22 protein-coding genes are annotated in these 24,899 nt (G+C 64.5%); 14 read left to right on the forward strand and 8 right to left on the reverse strand.

Translation table 11 applies throughout. The features are described 5' to 3' along the window. Positions 1-280 precede the first annotated feature (280 nt). The 3 genes from AC0L30_RS30255 to AC0L30_RS30265 are packed head-to-tail and all read left to right on the forward strand — an operon-like array spanning position 281 to position 2,246. Positions 281-820: a thiamine pyrophosphate-binding protein gene (locus AC0L30_RS30255; RefSeq protein ID WP_007595796.1), complete on the forward strand. Its 540-nt coding sequence runs from the start codon at positions 281-283 to the stop codon at positions 818-820. Beyond that, positions 820-1,410: a thiamine pyrophosphate-dependent enzyme gene (locus AC0L30_RS30260; protein ID WP_473405870.1), complete on the forward strand. Its 591-nt coding sequence runs from the start codon at positions 820-822 to the stop codon at positions 1,408-1,410. The genes AC0L30_RS30255 and AC0L30_RS30260 overlap by 1 nt, the downstream gene beginning before the upstream one ends. A gap of 56 nt (positions 1,411-1,466) precedes the next feature. Continuing rightward, positions 1,467-2,246 (forward strand): SDR family NAD(P)-dependent oxidoreductase, encoded by a 780-nt coding sequence (locus tag AC0L30_RS30265; RefSeq protein WP_473405871.1) that lies wholly within the window; start codon positions 1,467-1,469, stop codon positions 2,244-2,246. 120 nt (positions 2,247-2,366) lie between these two features. Here AC0L30_RS30265 and AC0L30_RS30270 read toward each other — a convergent pair whose 3' ends face one another. From AC0L30_RS30270 to AC0L30_RS30280, 3 genes are read right to left on the reverse strand one after another with little or no spacing between them, the layout of a single operon-like run. Then, positions 2,367-3,161, reverse strand: a complete 795-nt coding sequence (locus AC0L30_RS30270) for an IclR family transcriptional regulator (protein ID WP_473405872.1) — start codon at positions 3,159-3,161, stop codon at positions 2,367-2,369. A 16-nt stretch (positions 3,162-3,177) separates the two neighbouring features. Further along, on the reverse strand, positions 3,178-4,911 hold the full coding sequence (locus AC0L30_RS30275; RefSeq protein WP_473405873.1) for an FAD-dependent oxidoreductase: 1,734 nt from the start codon (positions 4,909-4,911) through the stop codon (positions 3,178-3,180). A gap of 8 nt (positions 4,912-4,919) precedes the next feature. Continuing rightward, complete coding sequence (locus tag AC0L30_RS30280; protein WP_473405874.1) at positions 4,920-6,134, reverse strand: ABC transporter substrate-binding protein; 1,215 nt, start codon at positions 6,132-6,134, stop codon at positions 4,920-4,922. A 365-nt stretch (positions 6,135-6,499) separates the two neighbouring features. On the opposite strand from AC0L30_RS30280, the gene AC0L30_RS30285 reads away from it, so the two are divergent. The 9 genes from AC0L30_RS30285 to AC0L30_RS30325 all read left to right on the forward strand — a co-directional run bounded on the left by AC0L30_RS30285 (position 6,500) and on the right by AC0L30_RS30325 (position 17,640). Beyond that, positions 6,500-7,801 carry an MFS transporter gene (locus AC0L30_RS30285; RefSeq protein ID WP_473405875.1) on the forward strand — a complete coding sequence of 434 codons (1,302 nt, stop codon included), beginning with the start codon at positions 6,500-6,502 and terminating at the stop codon, positions 7,799-7,801. Positions 7,802-8,075: 274 nt separating this feature from the next. Then, entirely contained in the window at positions 8,076-9,425 is a 1,350-nt protein-coding gene (locus tag AC0L30_RS30290; protein WP_473405876.1) for an ABC transporter substrate-binding protein, read from the forward strand. A gap of 55 nt (positions 9,426-9,480) precedes the next feature. Then, the gene (locus tag AC0L30_RS30295) at positions 9,481-10,410 is read left to right on the forward strand and encodes an ABC transporter permease (protein WP_354168307.1); all 930 of its coding nucleotides are present in this window, start codon (positions 9,481-9,483) and stop codon (positions 10,408-10,410) included. Further along, positions 10,407-11,309, forward strand: a complete 903-nt coding sequence (locus tag AC0L30_RS30300; RefSeq protein ID WP_354127256.1) for an ABC transporter permease — start codon at positions 10,407-10,409, stop codon at positions 11,307-11,309. Before AC0L30_RS30295 ends, AC0L30_RS30300 begins: the two co-directional genes overlap by 4 nt. 7 nt (positions 11,310-11,316) lie before the next feature. Continuing rightward, entirely contained in the window at positions 11,317-12,423 is a 1,107-nt protein-coding gene (locus AC0L30_RS30305) for an ABC transporter ATP-binding protein (protein WP_473405877.1), read from the forward strand. 21 nt (positions 12,424-12,444) lie between these two features. Next, positions 12,445-12,936 (forward strand): (2Fe-2S)-binding protein, encoded by a 492-nt coding sequence (locus tag AC0L30_RS30310; protein WP_473405878.1) that lies wholly within the window; start codon positions 12,445-12,447, stop codon positions 12,934-12,936. Positions 12,937-12,938: 2 nt separating this feature from the next. Beyond that, positions 12,939-15,326 (forward strand): xanthine dehydrogenase family protein molybdopterin-binding subunit, encoded by a 2,388-nt coding sequence (locus tag AC0L30_RS30315; protein ID WP_473405879.1) that lies wholly within the window; start codon positions 12,939-12,941, stop codon positions 15,324-15,326. An 11-nt stretch (positions 15,327-15,337) separates the two neighbouring features. After that, the gene (locus tag AC0L30_RS30320) at positions 15,338-16,135 is read left to right on the forward strand and encodes an FAD binding domain-containing protein (protein ID WP_473405880.1); all 798 of its coding nucleotides are present in this window, start codon (positions 15,338-15,340) and stop codon (positions 16,133-16,135) included. Between the two features lie 17 nt (positions 16,136-16,152). Continuing rightward, positions 16,153-17,640: an amidase gene (locus tag AC0L30_RS30325; protein ID WP_473405881.1), complete on the forward strand. Its 1,488-nt coding sequence runs from the start codon at positions 16,153-16,155 to the stop codon at positions 17,638-17,640. Positions 17,641-17,643: 3 nt separating this feature from the next. On the opposite strand, the gene AC0L30_RS30330 is transcribed toward AC0L30_RS30325, so the two are convergent. Then, positions 17,644-18,543: a LysR substrate-binding domain-containing protein gene (locus AC0L30_RS30330; RefSeq protein WP_473405882.1), complete on the reverse strand. Its 900-nt coding sequence runs from the start codon at positions 18,541-18,543 to the stop codon at positions 17,644-17,646. Between the two features lie 202 nt (positions 18,544-18,745). Here AC0L30_RS30330 and AC0L30_RS30335 point away from each other — a divergent pair, with 202 nt between their 5' ends. Beyond that, positions 18,746-19,543: a fumarylacetoacetate hydrolase family protein gene (locus AC0L30_RS30335; protein WP_007595763.1), complete on the forward strand. Its 798-nt coding sequence runs from the start codon at positions 18,746-18,748 to the stop codon at positions 19,541-19,543. A 193-nt stretch (positions 19,544-19,736) separates the two neighbouring features. On the opposite strand, the gene AC0L30_RS30340 is transcribed toward AC0L30_RS30335, so the two are convergent. Both AC0L30_RS30340 and AC0L30_RS30345 read right to left on the reverse strand, forming a co-directional pair. Continuing rightward, the gene (locus tag AC0L30_RS30340) at positions 19,737-20,588 is read right to left on the reverse strand and encodes an HpcH/HpaI aldolase/citrate lyase family protein (RefSeq protein WP_473405883.1); all 852 of its coding nucleotides are present in this window, start codon (positions 20,586-20,588) and stop codon (positions 19,737-19,739) included. Beyond that, positions 20,588-21,040, reverse strand: a complete 453-nt coding sequence (locus tag AC0L30_RS30345) for a MaoC family dehydratase (RefSeq protein WP_007595761.1) — start codon at positions 21,038-21,040, stop codon at positions 20,588-20,590. The genes AC0L30_RS30340 and AC0L30_RS30345 overlap by 1 nt, the downstream gene beginning before the upstream one ends. Before the next feature lie 229 nt (positions 21,041-21,269). Between AC0L30_RS30345 and AC0L30_RS30350 the strand changes: the two genes are divergently transcribed. Beyond that, entirely contained in the window at positions 21,270-22,436 is a 1,167-nt protein-coding gene (locus tag AC0L30_RS30350) for an acyl-CoA dehydrogenase family protein (RefSeq protein ID WP_007595760.1), read from the forward strand. A 61-nt stretch (positions 22,437-22,497) separates the two neighbouring features. Here AC0L30_RS30350 and AC0L30_RS30355 read toward each other — a convergent pair whose 3' ends face one another. Further along, positions 22,498-24,084 (reverse strand): AMP-binding protein, encoded by a 1,587-nt coding sequence (locus AC0L30_RS30355; protein WP_473405884.1) that lies wholly within the window; start codon positions 24,082-24,084, stop codon positions 22,498-22,500. Positions 24,085-24,117: 33 nt separating this feature from the next. Beyond that, complete coding sequence (upp, locus tag AC0L30_RS30360; protein ID WP_354127265.1) at positions 24,118-24,753, reverse strand: uracil phosphoribosyltransferase; 636 nt, start codon at positions 24,751-24,753, stop codon at positions 24,118-24,120. Between the last annotated feature and the right edge of the window lie 146 nt (positions 24,754-24,899).

The raw sequence follows: 24,899 nt of genomic DNA on the forward strand, positions 1-24,899 counted from the left end.
GAGAAGGTGGCGCGAAGCGCCGGATGAGGGGTATCTCTCCGCGCATATAGATGCGGATGAGTGCACGGAGAGATACCCCTCATCCAAATGAGTTTGTATCTGTCAGCGGTGATGCCCTCTCCCGCAAGGGGAGAGGGCGCAGCCATGCGCATCGTGCGCTGTCCCACCGGCAGCGGAAGAGGCAGCTATACAATCCCTCGATACCTGATCGCGCCAGACGGTCAGAGCTTTCGCGCCTGAACATCGTTAGAGTGCCGCTCGAAATCCACGGAGACATGCGGTGCACAGCCTTCAATCCAATCCCGACACGCGCGCAGACAATTGGCCGTCCGAGCTCTACCGCATCCTGAAAGCCGCCGACGTGCGGCAGATGTCATACGTCCCCGATGCCGGCCACAGCCAGCTCATCAGCCTGTTCTCGGCCGATCGCGACGTCACCACCAACGTGCTGACGACGGAAGAGGAGGGCGTCGCCATCGCCGCCGGCGCCTGGCTCGGCGGCCAGCGCAGCGTGCTCTTGATGCAGTCGAGCGGGGTCGGCAATTGCATCAACATGCTGTCGCTGTCGGCGATCGGACGATTTCCACTGCTGATGCTGGTGACGATGCGCGGCGAATGGGCCGAGTTCAATCCCTGGCAGGTGCCGATGAGCCGGGCGACGCAGCCCTCGCTGGAAGCGATTGGTTTGAAGGTGATGCGGGCGGAGACGGCGGAGGATCTGGTCGAGACGGTCGAATCGGCCGCAGCGCTCGCCTACGATTCCGATCAGCAGATCGCGGTGCTGATCGGGCAGCGCCTGATCGGCAAGAAGAAGTGGTGATGCCAATGCAAGCTCAACTCGATCGCCGCGCCGCCGTTGCCGCGCTCTTGAAGAATCGCAAGGACACGCTGGTCGTCTCCGGCCTCGGCTCGCCGACCTATGACCTTCATTCGGTCGGCGACCACGACGGCAATTTCTATCTCTGGGGCGCCATGGGCGGCGCCGCGCTGATCGGGCTTGGCCTCGCGCAAGCCCAGCCGGGAAAACGCGTCCTCGCTTTGACCGGGGATGGCGAGCAATTGATGGGCCTCGGCGGCATCGCCACCATCGGCGTCGCACGCCCGCGCAATCTCGACATTGTCGTGATCGACAACCAGCATTTTGGCGAGACCGGGATGCAGGCCAGCCACACCGGGCGTGGGGTCGACCTCACCGCAATCGCCGTGGCTTGCGGCTTTGCCGCTGCCGGAACCGTGCGGACGATCGAGGAGGTGCAGCGCCTCGCACCCCAAATCGCCGGGCCGGCCGATGGCCCGCGGCTGTTTGTCATCAAGGTCCTGGCCGAAAATCCGCCGCGCTCGCTGCCCTCGCGGGATGCCGTCTTTATCAAGAACCGGTTCCGTGCTCATCTTGGCTTCGCGGCGGCCTGAGCCGGGTTTCTCGCCCGGCGACAGTCTGCCCCAAGCAGCTATCCTGGAGTGAGACCATGAAACTAACCGGCAAGGTCGCCGCCATCACCGGCGCGGCGCGCGGTATCGGCAAGGCTTGCGCAAAGCGATTTCTGGATGACGGCGTCAAGGTCATCATTTCGGACGTCGATGCCGAGGGTTTGGCCGCGACGGCCGCCGAACTCGCGCGGCCGGATGCCTTGCGCACTGTCGTCGGCAATGTCGCCAAGCGTGTCGATGTCGACCAGCTGGTCGCAACGGCTGCAAGAGAGTTCGGCCGGCTCGACATCATGGTCAACAATGCCGGCGTCGCCCGCAACCGGGACCTCCTGGAGATATCCGAAGAAGAATTCGACGAGATCATCGGCATCAACCTGAAGGGCGCGTTCTTCGGCGTGCAGGCGGCGGCGAAGCAGATGATCGCGCAAGGTAGCGGCGGGGTCATCGTCAACATGTCCTCGGTGAATGCACTGCTGGCGATCCCGGCGCTTGCGACCTACGCGATGTCCAAGGGCGGCATGAAGCAGCTCACCTCGGTCGCCGCCGTCGCACTCGCCCCACACAACATCCGCGTCGTGGCGGTCGGGCCGGGCACGATTCTGACTGACATGGTGGCGTCGTCCATCTACACCTCGGAGGATGCCCGCAAAACCGTGATGTCGCGCACGCCGGCCGGCCGTGGCGGCGAGCCGAGCGAGGTTGCTTCCGTCGTGGCGTTCCTCGCGAGCGACGATGCGTCCTATATCACGGGGCAGACCATCTATCCGGATGGCGGGCGGTTGATCCTGAACTACACGGTGCCGGTGAAGGAGAGGTAGCGGGCGTCGTATTCTCCCTCGTCATGCCCGGGCTTGACCCGGGCATCCACGTCCTTCCGCAATCGCGGTGGCGCGTGGATGGCTGGGACAAGCCCGGCCATGACGTCGGACCAACCGCGCTCACTCCGCCGCAATCGTCATCCCGTAGCCCAGCCGCTTCGAGATCCCGCCCGCGCAGTCGCGCAGGGCATGGGCGATCGCGCTGTCCCAGCGGGCATCGAACGTGCCTTCCGGCCCCATCGCGGTGATCACCAGGGCGACATGGCCGGAATGGTCGAACACGGGCGCGGCGAACGCATTGACGCCGGGCAGGGGATCGCCGAGCGCGCGGGCGAGACCGTGCTTGCGGACCTCGGTGAGCATATCGGCGACCTTCGCGCCTTTCACGAGACGCTTCGGATTGTAACCGACGCCATGACGGTCGAGGCCGCTTTCGAGCGCGGCGTTGATGGACTTCTCCGGCAGAAAAGCTGCAAAGGCGCGGCCGGTCGCGGTCTCCAGCAGTGCCATCACCGAGCCGGCCCGCATCACGATGTGCACCGGCTGGCCGGGCTCCTCCAACTGCACCACGGTCGGACCATGCGTGCCCCAGACGGCCAGCGAGACCGCGTGTCCGATCTGGCTTGCAAGCGCCGCGATCTTCGGCCCGGCGAATCGTACGCCGGAGAGGCGGCGCAGGCTGATGAGGCCGAGCTCCAGCGCCAGTGCGCCGATCTCATAGCGGCCGGTGGTCTCGTCCTGCTCGATCAGCCCGATGCGGGAGAAGCTGGCAAGATAAGGATGCGCTTTGGCCGGCGTCATGCCGGCCTCGCGGGCGAGATCGCGCAGCATCATCGGCTCGCCGCTGCGGGCGAGGGCGCGGAGCAATTCCCCGCCGACCTCGATCGACTGGATGCCGCGGCTTTCTCTCTTCATGCGCCTCCTGGCGGGCTTAAGCCGCGTCGCGCTTGGCGGCGCTGTCGGCGAGATGACGGCCGGCAATGTAGCCGAAGGTCAGCGCCGGCCCAAGCGTAATGCCGGCGCCGGGATAATTGCCGCCCATGATGCTGGCCATGTCGTTGCCGGCGGCATAGAGCCCCGGAATGACCCGGCCTTCGGCATCCAGCGCCCGCGCGTTCTCGTCGGTGACGATGCCGGCATAGGTGCCGAGATCGCCCACCACCATCTTGATGGCGTAGAAAGGACCGTTCTCGATCGGCGCCACGCAAGGGTTCGGGCCGTGCAGCGCGTCGCCCTGGTAGCGGTTGTAGGCCTTCGAGCCCTTGCCGAAAGCGGAATCGTGTCCCAGTGATGCGGTCGCATTGAACTGCTTGACCGTCTCGGTGAGGGCCTTGGCATCGATGCCGGCCTTCGCCGCCAGCGCCTCGAGCGTATCGCCGCGCATGAGATAGCCGGTCTTGAGATGGTGACCCAGTGGCATCGGAAACGGCGGCACGCAGCCGAGGCCGTACTTCCGCAGCGTCTTGTGATCGCAGACGAGATAGGCGGCGATCTCCTCGCCGGGCTTTGCTGCCTTGACCATGGCCTGGACAAAGTCGTGATAGGAATTGCCTTCATTGGCAAAACGCTTGCCGTCGCGCATCACCGCGATCACGCCGGGTTTGGCGCGGTCGATGAAATGCGGCATCACACCCTTCGATCCGTCCTTGCGCGTGGTCAGCGACACCGGCACCCAGGCCGCCGCGTTCGGCAAGCGATCCTCGACATGCCCGCCGGCACCTTCGGCAAGGCGCAGGCCGTCGCCGGTGTTGCCGGTAGGACCGGGTGAAAAATGTTCATTGCCGGTCGGCGCGTGCGGAAACATCTTCTTGCGCCGTTCGACGTCGTGCGGAAAGCCGCCGCAGGCGAGCACGACGCCCTGCCGTGCGCGGACGCGCACGTCTCGTCCCTCACGCGAAACGATCGCTCCCGTGACCGTACCGTCCTCGACCGTCAGCTCACCCACCGGCGAAGACAGCCACATCGGAATCTTCAAATCCTGCGCGGACTTCGCAAGACGTCCGGCCAGTGCATTGCCGTTGGTCAGCGTCATGCCGCGGCCATAGCGCAGCACATCCATCAGATGCCGCGACAGGCGCTTGGCGACGTAGACCGCTGAGTTCAGCGACTTCGTCACACGCATGAAATGGATGATCTCCTTGCCGCTTCCGAGCATCATGCCGAACACCGTGAGCTCGGGCAGGGGCATGCCGAGGGTCTCGATGAGGTCGCCGAGCTCGCGGCCATCGAACGGGCGGGTCACCATCGAGCGGCCGCCCTGCGCGCCGCCGGGCGCTTCGGCGTGATAGTCCGGGAACACCAGCGGCATGTCGAAACGGAGCGCCGTCTTGCTGGTGAAAAAATCGACCGCCTCGGGCCCGGCCCTCAGGAATGCATCGACGCGCGCGGCGTCAAAGTTGTTGCCGGCTTCGTGCCGCAGGTAAGTCCGCGCCTGCTCAAGCGTCTCCTCGATGCCGTAGACCTTTGCCAGCGAGGTGCCGGGAATCCAGAGCCAGCCGCCGGAGCGGGCGGTGGTGCCGCCGAAGCGCGGCTCCTTCTCGACGATCAGCACGTCAAGACCGCGATAGCGCGCGGTGATCGCGGCCGACATGCCGGAGCAGCCCGATCCAGCCACGAGCACATCGCACTCGTAGATTTCGCCTGCGTTGCGCTCGTTACCGGTCATGCGGTGCCTCACTTCTTGAGCAGCGGACATTTGGATTCGGAGACCGGGCGGAAGGCGTCCTCGCCCTTCACCGTCTTGATGATCTCCAAATAATCCCAGGGTTCTTTGGACTGCTCGGGCGTTTTCACCTTGGCCAGATACATGTCGCGAATGACGCGGCCGTCCTCGCGCAACTTGCCGCCATGAACGAATGTATCCTCGATCGGCAGCTCGCGCATCTTGGCCATCACCTTGGCCGGATCGTCGGTGCCGGCGGCCTTGATGGCCTTGAGATAATGCAGCACCGAGCCGTAGACGCCGGTCTGGATCATGGTCGGCATCACCTTCGTGCGCTCGTAGAATTTCCGCGACCATGCGCGGGTCGCCTCGTCCATGTTCCAGTACGACGCGGTGGTCATGTAGGTGCCCTGCGCGGCCTTGAGGCCGACCGCGTGCACGTCGGTGTCGAACATCAGGAGGCCGACAAGCTTCTGGCCGCCCTGGACCAGGCCGAACTCGCCGGACTGCTTGATAGCGTTGTCGGTGTCCTGGCCGGCGTTGGCGAAGGCGACGACGTCGGCTTTCGAGCTTTGCGCCTGCAGCGCGAAAGAGGAGAAGTCGGCCGTATTGGTCGGATGCTTTACCCCGCCCAGAACCTTGCCGCCCATCTCGTTGATGAAGCGGGTGGCGTCCTTCTCGAGCTGCTGGCCGAAAGCATAGTCCGCGGTGATGAAGTACCAGGATTTGCCGCCTTCCTTGATCACGGCGGAAGCGGTGACCTTGGACAACGCGTAGGTGTCGTAGGTGAAGTGGACGGTGTTCGGGCTGCACAATTCGTCGGTCAGCGAGCTTGCGCCGGGGCCGGAGAGCAGGGCGATCTTGTTGCGCTCGCGCACCATGTTGTGCACGGCGATCGCGATGCCGGAATTGGGGATGTCAACCACCGCGTCGACCTTGCCGTTGTCGAACCAGCCGCGCACGATCTGCACGCCCACGTCGGTCTTCATCTGGTGATCGGCGCTGATGATCTCGATTGGCTTGCCGAGCACGGTCGGGCCGAATTCCTCCACGGCCATTTTGGCGGCCTCGACCGAGCCCGGCCCGCTGTTGTCGCGACCCCAGCTCGACAGGTCCGTCAGCACGCCGATCCGCACCGCGTCGTCGGAGACTTGCGCGGTCGCGGCCGTCGTCACGACAGCCGAAATCACGGCCGCGAGCATGGTGCAGGCCAGATAGGCTTTCATTGTCGTTCCCTCTCTTTTATGGGCCGCTTGGCGCGGCTGGTTATTGGAGCTAATTAGATATTAGCGAATACGTTTGTCAATAACGAATAAGTGGGTATACGGGGTCTGTGACTGCCGGGAGGGCGTTGCGGAGAGACGCACGCCACTGCTTCAACACCGTCATTGCGAGCGAAGCAAAGCAATCCAAGGGCTTTCCGCGGCGAGATTCTGGATTGCTTCGTCGCAAGGGCTCCTCGCAATGACGGTGCTGAAACCGTAGCGCGCAATTGACACCCACTGTGGTCCTCGTCGACGACTATGCGCGGACAAGTTGCAACCATCATCATGATTGGCCATGATGCCCTCTGGAATTGTGGGGCGCGGCAATGACGGTAACAACGGGGGTCTCCGGCGAAACGGAGAGATCGACGACAGCGCATGTGGTGTGGGCAGCCGCGCTCGGCACCGCGATCGAGTGGTACGACTTCCTGATCTACGGCACCGCCGCGGCCCTCGTGCTCAACAAGCTGTTCTTTCCAAGTTTCGATCCATTCGTCGGCACGCTGGCGGCATTCTCGACCTATGCGGTCGGATTCGTGGCGCGGCCGATCGGCGGTGCCATCATCGGGCATTACGGCGACCGGCTCGGCCGCAAGACCATGCTGGTCGCGACCATGATCGCGATGGGCCTCGGTACCTTCCTGATCGGTTGCCTGCCGACCTACAGCCAGATCGGCGTCTGGGCGCCGATCTTCCTCGTCCTCCTGCGCTTCATCCAGGGCATCGGCCTCGGAGGCGAATGGAGCGGCGCGGTCGTCATGGTGATCGAGCATGCCGGCAACCGCCGCGGCTTCTATGGCAGTCTGGTGCAGATCGGCTTTCCCGTCGGCGTTGCCGCCTCCACCGGCATCTTTGCCCTGCTGACGCAATTGCCCGAGGCCGATTTTTTGAGCTGGGGCTGGCGCGTGCCGTTCTGGATCAGCATTCTCCTGGTCGGCGTCGGCTTCCTCGTGCGGTTGCGGCTTGCCGAGACGCCGCACTTCAGGGACGTGGTCGAGCGCAAGGAGGTACTGGCGCAGCCGGTATGGGAAGTGCTTCGCCGCGACTGGCGCAGTTTTCTGCTCGCGGTCGGCATCACGGTGTCGGAGGTTGGGCTCGCTTATCTCCTCACCGTCTTCACCGTCGTCTATGCCACGACCAAGCTCGGCCTGCCGCGCCAGGTGATCCTGAATGCCGTGGTCTATGCCGCGCTCGTCGAGTTCGCGACACTGCCGCTTGCGGGCTGGCTGTCCGACATCTTCGGCCGCAAGGCGCTGTATCTTGCCGGCGGCGTGTTTTCGGTGGCGCTGGCGTTTCCGCTGTTCTGGTTCCTCGACACCAAGGAGCCGGCACTGATCACGTTCGCGCTCGTCGTCACGATGACACTGACGCATGCGCTGCTGTTCGGACCGAAGGCCGCCTTCATGCCGGAACTATTCCGAACCCAGGTGCGCTACAGCGGCGCTTCGCTGGGCGCCAACGTCGCCGCTGCGCTCAGCGGCGGCTTCTCGCCGCTGATTGCGACTGCGTTGCTCGCGTGGGCCGGCTCTTACTGGGCCGTGTCGGTTTACATCATCGCGCTCTCGATCATCACGATCATCGCGACGCTGATGGCGCCGGAGACGGCGCGTGACGCGCTGAAATCCTGAGGCAATCGACATCGTGATCCCGATCACGCCTGCCGCGCGAACGGGCCCTCGCCGTTCGGCGCGCTACCTTGCATGCACCTCCTGACGTCTTCTTATGCGGTGCTGCTGAAAGCAAATGCAGCGGCGCGAACCATTAGCCGCGTTTATGCGGCGAATTTTTACTTCCAATTTTACTTCGCAATTTCCTGCCCCTAGCCTCGCCCGCAATTGATCACTTCCGCAGCCGATCAATGACGATCGGGGCGAGCGCTTATTGTAACCAACGGGGGTTGCCATGCTTGACAAGGACAAGGGGACATCCACTGCCAATCCGACGGGGACGAGCGACAAGTCTGCGAAAAAGCTGAACCGGCGCACACTGTTGAAGGGGGCGGCCGCAGTTGCGGGCGCGGCCGCGGGGTCGGACGCGATCCGCGGCTTCCCGACCATCTGGGCGCAGGAGATCAAGGACATCGAGCTGCGCCATGTCGGCGTATCCTATTCGGTGGTGAAGGCGATCGGCGACCAGGCCGCCAAAGATCTTGGCTTCAAGGTGACGATGCAGAACCTCGACACCTCCGCCGCCATCAACCGCTTCATAAGCCAGCCTAATACGGTCGACATCGCCGATCTCGAGGGCTGGCAGGCCAAGCTGGCCGCCAAGCGCAGCGTGATCCAGGGCATCGAGGTCAAGAAGATCAAGGAGTTCGACAACATCCTGCCGATCTTCACCAAGGGCGAGATCGACGGTCACAAGATCCCGCGCCAGGGCATCTCGCCCTACGAAGCCATGTACATTTCCAAGCCCGACTCCACCGATCTGAACGACGGCGTCACCGAATGGGCGACCTTCCTGCCGCAGGTCTACAACGCCGACTCCATCGGCTATCGCCCGGATCTCGTCGGCCATGAAGTGACCGAGTGGAAGGATCTGATCGATCCCAAGTTCAAGGGCAAGGCCGCGATCCTCGACGTGCCCGCGATCGGCATCATGGACGCCGCGCTCTGCTTCGAAAGCGCCGGACTGATCAAGTACGGCAACAAGGGCAACATGACCAAGGAGGAGATCGACTTCACCTGCAACAAGCTGATCGAGCTGAAGAAGCAGGGCCAGTTCCGCGCGACCTGGACCACCTTCGACCAGTCGGTGCAGCTGATGGCGGCGGGCGAAGTGGTCATCCAGTCGATGTGGTCGCCGGCGGTTGCCGCGGTGCGCGTGAAAGAAATCCCCTGCGTCTACGCGCCGGTCAACATCAAGAACGGCAAGGAAGGCTATCGCGGCTGGTGCAACGGCATGGGCCTGATGAAGCATCTCTCCGGCAAGAAGCTGGACGCGGCCTATGAATATCTCAACTGGTATCTGTCGGGCTGGCAGGGCGGCTTCGTCGCGCGCTACGGCTATTACAGCCCGGTCCCTTCGACTGCGAAGAAATTCCTCACGCCGGCCGAATGGGCGTTCTGGTACGAGGGCCAGCCCGCGCCCGAGGTGGTCAACGATCCCTATGGCGTGCCGATGGAGAAGAGCGGCACCAAGCGTGACGGCGGCTCGTTCCTCGACCGCGTCAAGAACATCTCCTGCTGGAATACGCTGATGGACGAAGCCGCCTACATGAACAAGCGCTGGAACGACTTCAAGGTGGCCTGAAACCTGCTTTTCCTGACGTGAACGAAGCGCCGGCGCGGCGATGCGCCGGTGCCAAATGACCGAGTTCGAGGCGTTTGCCGACATGCAGCCAAGCCTTAGTCCAGCTCTTAGTCCAGCTCAAACCTCACCACGCGCAAATCTCGCCGGCTGGCTCTACGTGTCTCCGCTCGTGCTCGTGCTCGTACCGTTCTTCGTGGCGCCGATCCTGGTCGTGCTGGCCGCGAGCTTCTTTGCCACCGACGGCTTTGGCGGGCTGACGCCGGGCTTCACGCTCGCAAGCTATGTCGAGGTGCTGCATTCGGCGCTGACGCTGAAGCTGTATCTCGCGACCATCAAATTCACGGTGCTGACCTGGATCTTCACACTGATCATCGGCTTCTTCGTCGCCTACTTCCTGGTTTTCCACGTCCGCAACCAGTTGCTGGCGATTGGCCTGTTCCTGCTCTGCACGGTGCCGTTCTGGACCTCGAACATCATCCGGATGATTTCCTGGATTCCGCTGCTCGGCAAGGAAGGCCTGATCAACCAGGCGCTGCTGGGGCTTGGCGTGATCCGCCAGCCGCTGGAAGTGCTGCTGTTCTCGGACCTGGCGGTCGTCATCGCCTATGTCCACCAGCTCACCATTTTCATGATCGTGCCGATCTTCAATTCCATGGCGCGGATCGACAAGAAGCTGATCGAGGCCGCGATTGATGCAGGCGCCAGCCGTTTCGACATCATGCGCCTGATCGTGGTGCCGATGTCCAAGAGCGGCATCGCCCTCGGCACCATCTTCGTCGTCTCGATCGTGATGGGCGATTTCTTCGTGGTCAAGGTGATGTCCGGCGGCGGCTCGGCTTCGGTGGTGAGCGCGTTCTACGAGGACGTCGGCGTGCTGCAATATCCGACCGCGGCGGCCAGCGCAGTGTTGCTGACGCTGGTGCTGGTCGCGATCGTCTCGCTGATCCTGCGCACCGTCGACATCAGGCAGGAGATCACGCGATGAGCGCGGTTCTCGCCGACATGCCCGAAACCGATGTGTCAAAGACGATCGCGCCGGCGACAAAGGCGATTGCGCCGAGCAAGGGCGGCCGGCCGTGGACGTTCTACGTCCTGGCAACGCTGTTTGCGTTCTATGTGATCGCGCTCTACGGCCCGATGTTCTGCATCTACGTCCTGTCGTTCCAGGACATCCGCGGCGGCCTCGTGTTCCCGATGAAGGGCACTTCGCTGCACTGGTTCGTCGATCTCTTCACCCAGGTGCGGACCGGTGACGTCAAGGGCTCGTTCGACCGCTCGATCAAGCTCGCCGTCATTGTCACTGTTATCACGGTGGTGGTCTCGTTCCTCGCCGGGCTCGGTTTTCGCAAGCGCTTTCGCGGCGACACCGTCGTGTTCTACATGATGATCGGCAGCCTGGTCGCGCCGGGTCTCGTGCTCGGCCTCGGCACCGGTCTGTTGTTCCAGGCGCTCGGGCTCAATGCGAGCTGGTACACCTCGGCGCTCGGCGCGCAACTGTCCTGGACGCTGCCGTTCGGCGTGCTCGTGATGTTTGCGGTGATGTCGCGCTTCAACCTCGTCTGGGAGGAGGCGGCCTACGACCTCGGCGCCAGCCGCTGGCAATCGATCCGGCTGGTGATGATTCCGGTGCTGGCGCCCGGCCTCGTCGCGGTCGCGCTGTTCGGCTTCACGCTCTCCTACGACGAGTTTGCGCGCAGCCTCCAGACCGCGGGCTCACTGAACACGCTGCCGCTGGAGATCTGGAGCATGACGCTGAACGTCACGTCCCCCTCACTCTATGCGCTCGGGACGGTGACGACGATCGTCTCCTTCATCGTGATCGGCGCAAGCCTGGGCAGCATCGTGCTGATCCAGAAAAAGCGCGGCAGCAGCACAAAGGGTTGAGCTGAGAATGAAGAGTGATCGCGGCGATATCGAACTGGCGGGCGTCTGCAAGAGCTTTGACGGCGTCACCAATGTGGTGGACGGTGTCAATCTCAAGATCGCCGACGGCGCCTATTGCTGCTTCATCGGTCCCTCCGGCTGCGGCAAGACCACGATTTTGCGCATGATCGCCGGCCACGAGGACCCGACCGCCGGCGAGATCGTGATCGGCGGGCAGAACGTCGTCGGTCTTGCGCCGGTGCAGCGGCGCACCGCGATGATGTTCCAGTCCTACGCGCTGTTCCCGCATCTCACCGTGCGCGACAACATCGCGTTCGCCTTGCGCGTGCGCGGCATGTCGAAGGCTGATCGCCTGCGCGCTGCGGATGCCATGATCGAGAAGGTGCGGCTGACGCAATTCGCCGACCGCCTGCCGGCGCAGCTCTCCGGCGGCCAGCAGCAGCGTGTGGCGCTGGCGCGCGCCGCGATCACCGAGCCGAGGGTACTCTTGCTCGACGAACCGCTGTCCGCCCTGGACGAGCAGCTCCGCGTGCAGATGCGCCAGGAGCTCAGGCGGATGCAGCAGGAGCTCGGTATCACCTTCATCCACGTCACCCATACCCAGCTCGAGGCGATCGCGCTCGCCGATCTGGTGGTGGTGATGGAGCAGGGCAGGATCAAGCAGGCGGGCGCGGCCCGCGACGTCTATGCCCATCCGCACGATCGTTACGTCGCTGAGTTCATGGGCGGGCAGAACGTGCTGTCGGGGCGGGTCGAGAAGGTCAACGGTTCGACCTTTACGCTCGCGCAGGCCGCGCCTGATGGCATCGAGGTCCCGCTTCAGGCGCGGTCCACGGTGAGCGTCGGTGACAAGATCGATATCGCCGTGCGCCGCGACGATGTCGCGCTGGTCCGGCCGGGCAGGGGACTACCGCCGGGCTGCACCACGTTGCTGCCGAGTCGTGTGCTCGCGATCGAATACCAGGGCTATTTCGTCAAGGTCATGCTGGACACCGTGCCGGACGACGCGTTCGTCGCCTACGTGCCGGAAAAGACTTTCTTCGCGGATCCGTTCACCGTCGGCGACGTCGTGATGGCCACATGGGCCACCGGCAGCGCGCTTCCACTCGCCTAAAGACCCGTCGCGCACAGGAGTATGATCGTGCAGATATCCTTCACACTCAACGGACGGCCAACCATTGTCGATGTCGAACCGGCGATGCTAGTCGCCGAGCTGCTGCGCGAGCGGCTCAACCTCACCGGTACCCATATCGGCTGCGACACCAGCCAGTGCGGCGCCTGCGTGGTGCACCTCGACGGCCTGCCGGTGAAGAGCTGCACACTGCTCGCGCCCGCGCTCGACGGCGCGACGCTCCTCACTATCGAGGGGCTTCATGGAGCGCCCGGTTCGAACCAGCTGCATCCGATGCAGGAAGCGTTTCGCGAGCATCACGGCCTGCAATGCGGCTTTTGCACGCCCGGTATGCTGATGACAGCGGTGGCGCTTGCGACCGAGAAGCCGGATCTGACGGAAGTCGACGTCCGTCACGGCCTCGAAGGCAATATCTGCCGCTGCACCGGCTATCAGAACATCGTCGTCTCGGTCATGGCTGGCGCTGCCGCCATGAACACCGCGAGGGGAGAGTGACCATGGGCAATGTGATCGGGATCGGCGCTTCACCCAAACGGAAAGAGGACCAGCGCTTCCTCACCGGCCGCGGCAATTACGTCTCCGACATCAAGCGTCCCGGCATGACGGCGGGTGTGTTCGTGCGCTCGCCGCACGGACACGCGATCCTGCGCGGCATCGACAAGAGTGCGGCGCTCGCATCGCCCGGCGTCATCGCGGTCCTGACCGGCGAGGATGCCGCCGCGGACAAGCTGGGATCGCTGCCCTGCGGCTGGGGTATCTCGGATGCCAAGGGCGTGCCGATGAAGGAGCCCCCATTCCCGATGCTGGCGCAGGGCAAGGTGCGCTTCGTCGGCGACATGGTGGCCTTCGTCGTCGCGGAGACGCCGGCGCAGGCCAGCGCGGCGGCCGAACTGCTCACGGTCGATTACGAGGTGCTGCCCTCAGTGGTCGGCGTGCTCGAAGCCGTGCGGCCCGGCGCGCCGCAATTGTTCGACGACGTGCCGAACAACCTCTGTTGCGATTGGGAGCTCGGCGACAAGGCCGCGGTCGAGACTGCGTTCCGGAAAGCGGCGCATGTCGCAAAGCTCAGCCTCGTCAACAACAGGCTGATCGGCAACCCGATGGAGCCGCGCGCGGCGATCGCCGAATACGAGCCCGGCACGGATCGCTTCACGCTGTGGACCACCAGCCAGTTCCCGCATGTCGTACGCTTCCTGATGGGCGCGCTGGTGCTGAACATTCCGCAGCACAAATTGCGCGTGGTCGCGCCCGATGTCGGCGGCGGCTTTGGAGTCAAGCAGTTCCACTACGGCGAGGAGGCCGTGATCACCTGGGCCGCCAAGCGCGTGATGCGGCCGATCAAATGGGTCGCGAGCCGGTCGGAAGGCTACGTCTCCGATCGTCACGGCCGCGATCACGTCACCGAGGCCGAGCTTGCACTGGACGAGACCGGGAAGTTCCTGGCCTTCCGTGTCAACACGCTCGCCAATATGGGCGGCTATCTCTCGACCTTCGGGCCGAACATCCCGACCAATCTCTACGGACCGCTGCTCGGCGGCGTCTACACCACGCCGGCAATCTACTGCAACGTGAAGGTGGTGTTCACCAATACCGTTCCGGTCGACGCCTATCGCGGCGCCGGCCGTCCCGAGGCGACCTTCGTGCTGGAGCGAATCGTCGACGTCGCAGCCAGCGAGATGGGGATCGACCGCGTCGAGATTCGCCGACGCAACATGATTCCGAAGGAGGCCTACCCGTATCAGACGCCGGTGCTGGTGCAATACGATTCCGGCGATCCGATGGGGTGTCTCGACGGCGCCCTTGTCGCGGCCGACGTCAAGAACTTCGGTATCCGCAAGGCGGAGTCGGCGCGCAGGGGCAAATTCCGCGGGCTCGGCTACTCGACCTATGTCGAGGCCTGCGGCCTCGCACCGTCGCGCTTCGCGGGACGATTGGGCGCGCGCGGCGGGCTCTATGAGAGCGCCACGGTGCGGGTGCATCCGACCGGCCAGGTCACGGTCATGATCGGCACCCACAATCACGGCCAGGGCCACGAGACGACGTTCGCGCAGATCGTCTCGGAAAAGCTCGGCGTCGCGTTTGACAATGTCGACATCGTGTTTGGCGATACCGATCGCGTGCAGTTCGGCATGGGTACCTATGGCTCGCGTTCGCTGGTGGTTGGCGGCGCGGCGCTGTCGAAGGCGACCGACAAGGTGGTCGCGAAAGGCAAGAAGATCGCGGCGCATCTGCTTGAAGCGGCCGAGATGGATATCCAGTTCGAGGCCGGAAAATTCTCGGTCGCAGGCACCGACCGCATGAAGACGTTCGAGGAGATCGCGGGCGCCGCCTACGTGCCGCACGACTATCCGCTCGAAGTGCTGGAGCCGGGACTCGAGGAGCAGGCTTATTACGATCCCGTCAACTTCACCTATCCCGGCGGCTGTCACATTGCCGAGGTCGAGGTCGATCCGGAAACCGGCACGGTGACGCTGGTCAATTACACCGCGGTCGACGACGTCGGCACGGTCATCAACCCGATGATCGTCGAGGGCCAGTTGCACGGCGGCATCGTGCAGGGCGTCGGTCAGGCGCTGTACGAGAACGCGGTCTATGACGAGGGCTCGGGCCAGCTGCTATCGGGCTCGCTGATGGACTACTGCATGCCGCGCGCCGACCACATGCCGATGATGAACATCTCGACCCATTCGACGCTGTGCACGCACACGCCGATGGGCGTGAAGGGTTGCGGCGAGGTCGGCACCATCGGTTCGCCGGCTGCGGTCATCAATGCGGTGGTCGATGCGCTGTCGCATCTCGGCGTCGCCCATGTCGACATGCCGGCGACGCCGAACCGGATTTGGCGCCTGCTTCAGAATGCATCGCTGCCGGTCGCTGCGGAATAGGGAGGACAATCATGAAACCGTTTGCCTATCACCAGCCGGACCGGATTCCCGACGCTGCCAAACTGCTCACATCGATCGAGGACAGCAAGCTCGTCGCCGGCGGCATGACGCTGATCCCGACGCTGAAGCAGCGGCTGGCGAGCCCGCCTGCCTTGATCGACCTGTCGAAGCTCGGGAATCTGAAGGGCATCACCGACGGCGGCGCCACCATCACCATCGGTGCGATGACGCCACACGCGGTGGTGGCCGCCTCGAAGCTGGTGCAGGGAAAGATTCCCGGTCTCGCCGCGCTGGCGTCGATGATCGGCGATCCCGCCGTGCGCATCCGCGGCACGATCGGCGGTTCGGTCGCGAACAACGATCCGGCGGCCGATTATCCGGCAGGTGTGCTGGGCCTTGGCGCGACCGTCGTCACCAGCACGCGCGAGATCGCGGCCGACGGGTTCTTCCGCGGCCTGTTCGAGACCGCGCTCGAACCTGGCGAGATCATCACCGCGATCCGCTTTCCCGTACCGCTCAAGGCGGGCTACGCCAAGTTCAAGGCGCCGGCGTCGCGCTATGCGCTGGTCGGCGTGTTCGTGGCGAAATTCGCCGATGACGTTCGCGTGGCCGTGACCGGAGCGGGCTCCGGCGTATTCCGCGTTCCCCCGATGGAAGAAGCGCTGTCTCGAAGTTTCGATCCGTCCGCGATCGCGGCGATCAAGATCGACACCGAGGGCCTCACTTCGGACATCCATGCCGAAGCCGACTACCGTGCGCATCTCGTCACGGTCATGGCCAAGCGCGCCGTCGACGCGGCGCTCAGCTAGCTCTTTTAGGGTTGATGATGACTGATGGTTCCGGCCGAACGGCCGTCCCGCCGGCGCCGACTGGTCTTGGCTCGCTTTCCGCAACCGAGATCCTGGCCGGCTACCGGCGCAAGGCGTTCACTCCGCGCGATGTCGTCGACGACACCATTGCCGCGCTGGAGGCGACGAACGAGGCCTGCAACGCGGTGGTGACGCCGATGTACGAGCAGGCGAGGGCGGAGGCCGATCGTCTCACCAGGGAGATGCGTGCCGGCGAGGCCAAGGGGCCGCTCGCCGGTATACCTGTGACGATCAAGGACCTGGTCTTTGTCGCAGGCGTGCCGGCCTATGGCGGCTCGCCGACGAACAAGGCATTCGTGCCCGATGCCGATGCGGCCGTTGTCTCGGCGCTGAAGGAGGCGGGTGCAATCGTCACCTGCAAGACCACGACCTGCGAGTCCGGTTACAAGTTGACGGCGGACAGCCCGGTCACCGGCACCACGCGCAATCCCTGGAACCCCGGTCGCACCAGTGGCGGATCGAGCGGCGGCGCGGCGGCGGGCGTTGCCGCCGGCTGCGGTCCGATCGCGATCGGAACGGACGGCGTGGGCTCGATCCGCGTGCCTTCGTCTTTTTGCGGAGTGTTCGGCCTCAAGCCGACCTTTGGCCTGGTGCCGCGTTCACCCGGCTTCTCGCCACCGTCCTGGGGCTCGCTCGCGCATACCGGGCCGATCACGCGCACGGTCGCGGATGCCGCGCTGACGCTGGAGATCATCGCCGGCTACGATCTGCGCGATCCCGCGAGCCTGCCGGTGGCGGCGCGGCGGTTTGATACGAAGGCGGCGCCGTTGAACGGCATTCGTATCGGCGCCAGCGTCGATCTCGGCTACGCCGCCGTCAGCCCCGATGTGCGCGCGGCGTTCGGCAAGGCGTTGGCCATTCTCGATGCCTGCGGCGCGCAGGTCACCATGGATGGTCCGGGCCTCGATCCCGGCATCCTCGAGCACACGCTGAAGCCGATCGCATTTACCGAACAGGCGGCGGCTGTCGCGAGCAAGACCACGGCCGATCTCGCCAGCTCCGAAGCAGATTATCTTGACGTCATCAGTGCCGGTCGGCGCTACAGCGGCACGGACTATATCGAAGCGGGGTATCGCCGCGGCCAGGCTCGCAGCGGCTTCCTGAAGCTTTTCGAGCGCGTCGATGCGCTGGTGACGCCGACCGTCGCGGTGACTGCGTTCGAGGCCGGCCGTCTCGGCGTCGAGACGATCGACGGCGGGAAGGTCGATCCGCATCTCGGCTGGTCGCCCTTCACCTGGCCGATCAATCTCGCCGGCCTACCGGCCGCGACGCTGCCTTGCGGCTTCGATCGCGAGGGAATGCCGATCGGCTTGCAGATCGTCGCTGCCTGGCTCGACGAGCCCACGATCTTCCGCATCGCCGCTGCGTTCGAAGCGGCGCAGCCCTGGGCAGCGTTCTGGCCGTCACTGGCGCTCCGCGAAAAGCCGGCGCGCGCGAAGGCATGAAGCTCAGGACAGCTCGATCAGGTCGCCGCGGCCGCTGAGCTCCTCGTCGAGCCGCAGATAGTGCGCGAGATAGTCGTGCAGCGCGGTCGCCGCCTTCGAGGTCGCGCCGCTCGACTTGTAGAGCAGCAGCTCGATCTTCGGCAGCGGCGGCAGGCCCTCGTTCGGGCCGATCTCGCGCATCGCCGGGACCAGCGCGCTGCGGCCGAGTACGGTCACGGCCATGCCGGCGAAGGCCGCCGCCTGAAGGCCGCCGACGCTTTCGCTGACGCAGGCGATGCGCCAGCGCAAATTCGCACGTTCCAGCGTGTCGATCGCGTAGTCGCGATAGATGTTGCCCGGAGGCAGCAATGCCAGCGGAATGGGCCGCTCCTGGTGCGCGGTGGACTGCTCGCCGGTCATCCAGACCAGTTGCTCGCGCCGTACCACCTGGCCGCCCGTAAAATCATTCATGCGGGTGACGAGCGCGATGTCGACATCGCCGCGCTTGACGAGGCCCACCAGCGGCGTCGAGAGCGCGCAATTGAGCTCGACCTGGACGCGCGGGAAGGATTTTCGGAACACGCTGAGGATCTGCGGCAGCATGAAGGCGGCATAGAGGTCGGGCGTGCCGAGTACGACCTGACCCTCGATCTCCTGCGACGCCAGCTGCGAAATCAACTCGTCATGCAACCGCAGGATGGATTTGGCGTAGGTGAGAACCGTGGTGCCGTCCTCACTCAGCGTCAGCCGGCGGCCGGCATGCTCGAACAATTGCTTGCCGGTGAGCTCCTCCAGCCGCTGCAATTGCAGGGTGATCGCCGGCTGGGTGCGGCCCAGCCGCCGCGCGGTCTCGGTAATGCTGCCGGTCTCGACCACGGAGATCAGCGACCGGAGCATGCGGATATCGAGGCTGATGAGGTTCATGCGGCATCCATGTCGCCCAGAATTTATGCAAGTTCCATGCTAGTGGCGAAAGGGAGCCGGTTTGGAAGGCGCGGCTGCAGGTGGCCTGTTCTCGTCGATCAGAGGACGTGCCGGTGCAGCATTGGTGGCATACTGAATATTGATTATCAGGCGGGTCGGCGCGCATGATGCGCCCAACGAACATAAAAAGGGAGCACAAAACATGAAAGAGATCTCACCAACGCGACGAGAGCTGCTCGCAATTGCCGCGGCCGCAGGTGCTGTCTCGATCGCGGAAGTTGCGCCGGCTGCGGCGCAGACCGGGCCGAAGCCGATCTTTCCAGTGCCGATGGTCACCATCCCGATCGTCGGCGAAACCCAGGTGTTCCAGGTCCGACGCATCTACTGCATCGGGCGCAACTACGCGGCGCATGCGATCGAGCGCGGCTCGGACCCGAACCGCGAGCCGCCGTTCTTCTTCCAGAAGCCGACCGACGCGATCCAGAACGTCGCTGTGGGCGAGGTCGCCGATCATCCCTATCCGTCGCTGACCAAGAACTATCACCACGAGGTCGAGCTGGTCGCCGCGTTGAAATCCGGCGGCAGCAACATCCCGGCCGAGAAGGCGCTCGACCATGTCTATGGTTATGCGCTCGGCCTCGACATGACCCGGCGCGATCTCCAGAACGGCATGGCCGCGGAGAAGAAGCCGTGGGAGATCGGCAAGAGCTTTGACCACGCCGCGGTGATCGGTCCGATCCACCCGGCCAGCAAGACCGGCCATTTCGACAAGGGTGCCATCTCGCTCGCGATCAACGGCACAGTGAAGCAGAGCTCGGATCTCAGCAAGATGATCTGGAGTGTGGCCGAGCAGATCGCAAAGCTGTCGGAAGCGTTCGAGCTCAAGGCCGGCGACATCATCTATTCCGGCACGCCCGAGAATGTCGGTCCGGTCGTGAAGGGCGACGTGCTGTTGTGCAAGCTCGACGGCTTGCCGGACATGTCGATCAAGATCGTCTAGCGGCGGGCTTCCGCTCTCCCCAACTGCGTAACCTGAGGGGCGAGACGTTTTCGCTTCGTCATGCCCGGGCTTGTCCCGGGCATCCACGTTCTTGGGCGCCGGTTGTGTGGAAGCCCGTGAATGGCCGGGACAAGCCCGGTCACGACGACGCTGAGAGTGGCCTCGATCCCTTGTCGCAGCGCGGCGTCCTGCTCTAGCTCTGGCCGAGAATCTTCATCGCAGCACGAAGATGCGGCTTGTCGATCATCTGGCCGTCGAGGCGCAGCGTGCCGGAGTTCGGATTGCTCGCGAATGCTGCGATCACCTTCTCGGCCCAATTGCGCTCGGCCTCGGTCGGTTCGAACGCCGCGTTGACCACGTCGACGTGCTTGGGATGGATCAGCGCTTTCGCCGAAAAACCGTCGCGCCGCGCCGCGCGCGTTTCCTGTTCGAGCCCCGCCAGATTGTCGATGTCGGTATAGACGGTGTCGATCGGCGCGACCTCGGCCGCGGCCGCCGCCATCAGGCAGAGATCGCGCGCCAAGCGATAGGGGCTGTGGAACACGCCGCCTGAGGCCTTTTCAGTAGCGCCGAGCGAGGCCGAGAGATCCTCCGCGCCCCACATCAGGCCCGCGAGGCGAGGAGAGCAGCCCTTGTAGCTGCCGAGCCCGAAGATCGATCCTGCGGTTTCGGTCGCGACGCAGACGATGCGCGTTGCGCCGATGGCGATGCCAGCCGCAGCCTCCAAAGCTTCGAGCCAGGTCGCGACCTGCCGAACGTCGTCGCCGCCCTGCGATTTCGGCAGCACGATGCCGTCGGGCTTGCCTGGAATCACCGCGGCGAGGTCGGCGAGCGTCATGCCGGTGTCGAGCGCGTTGACGCGGACATAGAGCTGATGGGGTTTGTTGCGGCCCTTCAGCATCGCCAACGTCAACCCGCGCGCCTCCGGCTTCTTGTCGGTGACGACCGAATCCTCGAGGTCGATGATCAGCGCGTCGGCGTTGCCTTCGCTGGCCTTCTCGAATTTGCGCGGGGAGTCGCCCGGCACGAACAGCATCGAACGCATCAGACCGGCCTCTTGTGCATCATCGCCATGCGGCGGCATTTTCCGACGATCTCGTCGTTCTGGTTGAGAGCGTGGTGCTCGAACTCGACGATGCCCGCCTTGGGGCGCGATTTGGATTCCCGCAACGAAAGCACCTTCGTCGTCGCCCGCAAAGTGTCGCCATGGAAGACCGGTTTCGGAAAAGTGACGTCGGTCATGCCCAGGTTGGCAACGGTGGTTCCCATGGTCGTATCATAGACCGTCATGCCGATCATGATGCCGAGGGTGTAAAGGCTGTTGAAAATGCGCTGGCCGAACTCGGTCTGGGCCGAAAAATGCGCGTCGATGTGCAGCGGCTGCGGGTTGAGCGTCAGCAGGCTGAACATGGTGTTATCCATCTCCGTGACGGTCCGCGTCAGGGGATGCCTGAACTCCTGGCCCACCGAAAACTCCTCGAAATAAAGTCCGGCCATCGCGGTCTTCCTCCCTGCGAAATAACGGCGCGTTCACACCGTGGCGCCGCATGATCCCATGCATGGTACACACAGTTGGCAGGCAAATTCACGTATCTGTACCCGGTTTTTCAAGCTAAAGAACGCAAGCGAGGGAACGTCCGGGTACAGTCATCGGCCACGGCCTTCGCATGGGAAACGCGAAGAGGCGGGAGATTGCGCGGGCGCGGCTCCCAGCAAGGAGACCATCATGGATTTCGCGCTCACGGATCAGCAGGAGGCCATTCGCGACGCTATCGCGAAGATCTGCGAAGACTTTCCCGACGCCTATTGGCTGAAGAAGGACCACGACGGCGGTTTTCCGCACGACTTCCATAAGGCGCTCGCCGACGCGGGCTGGCTCGGCATCTGCGTGCCGGAGGCCTACGGCGGCTCCGGCCTCGGCATCACCGAGGCCGCGATCATGATGCGCGCCATCGCGGAATCCGGCGCCGGCATGTCCGGCGCATCCGCGGTGCACATCAACGTGTTCGGCCTCAATCCCGTGGTCGTGTTCGGCACCGAGGAACAGCGCAAGCGCATGCTGCCGCCGATGGTCGAGGGCCGCGAGAAGGCGTGCTTTGCCGTGACCGAGCCCAACACCGGCCTCAACACCACCCAGCTCAAGACCCGCGCGGTGGCCAAGAACGACCGCTACATCGTCAACGGCCAGAAGGTGTGGATCTCGACCGCGCAGGTCGCGCACAAGATCCTGCTGCTTGCGCGCACCACGCCGTTGGAGGAGGTGCGCTCGCCGACGCATGGGTTGAGCCTGTTCTATACGGACTTCGATCGCAACAGGATCAAGGTCCACGAGATCGAGAAGATGGGCCGCAAGGTCGTCGATTCCAACGAGCTGTTCTTCGAGGATTTCGAGATCCCCATGGAAGACCGCATCGGCGAAGAAGGCAAAGGCTTCCAGTATATCCTCGAGGGCATGAACCCGGAGCGCATTCTGATCGCAGCGGAAGCCGTCGGTCTCGGCAAGCTCGCACTGTCGCGCGCGACCGAATACGCCAAGACCCGCGTGGTGTTCAACCGGCCCATCGGCAAGAACCAGGGCATTCAGCATCCGCTGGCCGTCAACTGGGTGGAGCTCGAGGCGGCCTGGCTGATGGTGATGTCGGCCGCCTGGCAATACGACAAGGGCATGCCTTGCGGTGGCGCCGCCAATGCCGCGAAATACATTGCGGGCGAAGCCGGATATCATGCCTGCGAGCAGGCGGTGATGACCCATGGCGGCTTCGGCTATGCCAAGGAGTTCCACGTCGAACGTTACTTGCGCGAAGTGCTGATCCCGCGCATCGCACCGGTCAGCCCGCAGCTTGCGCTCAGCTTCATTGCGGAAAAGGTGCTGGGGCTGGCCAAGTCATACTAGGCTTGAGCGCGCACCATTGTGGGGCGCTGCGATGGTCGCCTCCAAGCGAAGCCCATAGACGTTATTCGGCAGCGATCCGCTCCATCGCCATGGCGCGAAGCCTGGCGCGCTGGATCTTGACGCCGTTGGCACTGTCGGTGACGGGGAAAGCTTCTACGACATAGATCCGCGCCGGGACCTTGTAGCCGGCCAGCCGCTCGCGCAGACGCGCGATCAACGCGTCCTGCTGCGGCGGCTCGTGGTGGGGTTCCCGGGCGGGGATCACGAAGGCAACGCAGCGGGCGTTTCCCTTCAGATCGACCGCGACGACCTGGGCGTCGGCCACACCAGCGCACGATTTGAGTTCGTCTTCGATCTCGCCGGGCGCGACCAGGAAGCCGCCGAGCCGCATGGCGTCGCCCGCGCGGGTTTCGTACACGAAGGAGCCGTCGCCGCGCAGCCGGCCGATATCGCCGGTGCGGAAGAAGCCATCCGCGGTGATGGCGTCGCGCGTCGCGTCGGGATTGTTGTAGTAGCCCAGGAAGCGCGACGGCGCGTTGATCTCGATCTCGCCTGAGACACCTGAAGCCGCGAGCTCGCCGGTCTCGGTGTCGCGCACACGGACCTTGGCCTCCGGCGACATCGGCCAGCCGCCGCCCTCGATGCGATCTGTGAAGGCGTCACTCGAGCGTGCGATCGAGAACAGCGCCTGCACCTCGCTCGAACCGTAGAGGCCGTGCAACGGCATGCCGCGCGCCTCGGCCTCGGCAGCGAGCTCGCGCCAGCCGGGCTGGAACGCGGCAAAGCCGCAGACTTCGAGATGCGGAAACGGATGCGGCGCCTCGGTGAGGGCGAGGATGCGGCGGAACATCTCGTCCGAGCCAAAGGCATGCGTGATCCCGCACTCGCGGAGAAGCCTCAGCGCCGGCGCGGCCTCGAAGGCGTCGAGCGCATGGACGGTCGCGCCCGCTGCGACGAAGCCGAGCAGGCTCGTCATGCCAAAAGTGCCGCAGAACGGCAGCATGGCCAGCAGCGCATGGCGCTGTGGCGAGAGTTTGAGCGCCTTGGCAACGGAGGCGGCGTGCGTGGCCAACGTTCGCTGCGAATGCGCGACAAGCTTCGGTCCCTTGGTGGTGCCCGATGTCGTGTAGAGCAGAACCGGCAGATCGAAATCATCCTGAGCAGGCGGGGCAGGCGGATAGCGCTTCTCGAAGGCATCGAGGCGCACGCAGGGCCATCGGGCGGGAATCTCATCCGCGCCGACCACCGCGATCTCTCGCAGCGCAGGCACCTCGTCCTTCGCAATGTCGGCGAGAATAGCGACAAAGTCGATCGAGCGGAACGCGGCTTCGATCACCATCAGACGGGCGCCGGACAGCTTCAGGAGATGCGCGACCTCCGCGCTGCGGTAGCGCGTATTGACGGCGGCGACGATTGCCCCAAGCCGGGCGGCCGCGAACAGCAGCGGGATCCATTCGATCCGGTTGACCAGCCAGACCGCGACGACATCGCCCTTGCCGATACCGCGCGCGGCAAGCCAGGCGGCGGTCTGCTCGATCTTTTCCGAGAATTCCGCGCGCGAGACCGGCGTGCCGTCGAACACGAAGGCCGGGTCGGCGGCGGCTTCGGTCCGGATCAGCGATTGCAGCGAAAATTCGTTAGCGCTCATGGCAACCGGACTAACCCGATCGCGCGAACCTGTCTACTTGGTGCCGAACATCCGGTCGCCGGCGTCGCCCAGCCCCGGCACGATGTAGCCGTGGTCGTTGAGCCGCTCGTCGATCGCGGCGGTCCAGACCGGCACGTCGGGATGCTCGCTCTGGAACTGCGCGATGCCTTCAGGCGCGGCCAGAAGGCAGACGAAGCGGATGTCGCGGGCGCCGCGCGCCTTCAGCAGCGAGGCGCCGGCGCAGGCCGAGTTACCGGTCGCCAGCATGGGATCCATCAGGATCACGGTGCGGTCCGACAGGTCCTGCGGCGCCTTGAAGTAATATTCCACGGCCTGCAACGTCTCGGGATCGCGGTAGAGCCCGATATGGGCGATGCGCGCCGAGGGCATCAACGCCAGCATGCCGTCGAGGAAGCCGACGCCGGCGCGCAGGATCGGCGCCAGCGTGAGCTTCTTGCCGGCGATCTTGGGCGCCCGCATTGGCGAAATCGGCGTCTCGATATCGACCAGCTCCAGCGGCAGGTCGCGCGTCACCTCGTAGCCGAGCAGCATCCCGATCTCGTTCAGGATCTCGCGAAAGCTCTTGGTCGAGCGGTCCTTCTCCCGCATCAGGGAGAGCTTGTGCTGGACCAGGGGATGGGCGACCACGTTGACGTTGCTGATGCTCATGAAACCGATCTACACGGTTCCGTGAAACTGCGCCAGATCGGCCGAGTGTTTTTGGCCACGCCTTTTAGCCGTGCCTCTTGGCCACGGAGCCGGTTGCTCGCCCCGTAGGCAGCCATGGTCAATTCGCGGTCGATGCGCCTGAGGGC

It is taken from the genome of Bradyrhizobium sp. MI1.11, assembly GCF_055811255.1.